This window comes from Streptococcus sp. ELY_137, from assembly GCF_058314515.1.
Genome location: NZ_JBZFUL010000037.1, coordinates 1 through 662, shown reverse-complemented (window position 1 = coordinate 662; position 662 = coordinate 1). Strand labels below are relative to the sequence as shown.

1 protein-coding gene is annotated in these 662 nt (G+C 47.1%); it reads right to left on the bottom strand.

Going from position 1 to position 662, the window contains the following annotated elements:
- The coding region (locus AC4HAO_RS11315; RefSeq protein ID WP_491135403.1) for an SspB-related isopeptide-forming adhesin at positions 1-662 on the bottom strand (662 nt) is incomplete at both ends.

Sequence of the window (662 nt, the reverse complement as noted above, 5' to 3'; positions counted from 1 at the left end):
CCGATCAGACGGTAGTTGAAGACTTGGTTGAGCGCTACGCTCTGACCGTCAAGGTTATTGGTATCGGCTGGATCTAGAGTCAGGGTCACATCCTTCTTAGGATCCACCTTAGGCACGTTATTGACTACAATATTGGACTCATAGCCATTGCCAAAGTCAATCTGGTAGGCCTTGTTCTCATAGGAACCGCCTGTTTGACCCATCTCAGCCTTAACCGTCATAGGACTCACAAGGGTCAGATCAATCCCTTTAACCACATAGGCCTCATAGAAGGCTTGCGGATCATCCGCTGTAAAGAGCTGGAAGGCCCCTTTTGGTGTGATCTTAGCTGCTTGAAGCATGGTCCGAACGTTTTCTGGGGCCGCCTCAAGGCTGGCATAATCAGCGACACTGATCCCTGTTACAGCCTGGCCTTTAGCGTCGATAATTTTTACCAATTCTGGACGCAAGGTTAAAGCTTCTTCTGGATAATCGTCTACATAGAAGAATCCTTTTTGAATGGTATCTGGGGAAGACTTATCGCCCTTGTATTGATCCAGATCCCACGTCAATTCGTAGAAATTGGTTGAACCAGCCAGGACGGTCTTGCCGTCAATCACGGTGCCATTTTCATTTTTATTGACCTTGTGCGGTTTGATGTAGTTATTATTGGGATTGTCTGG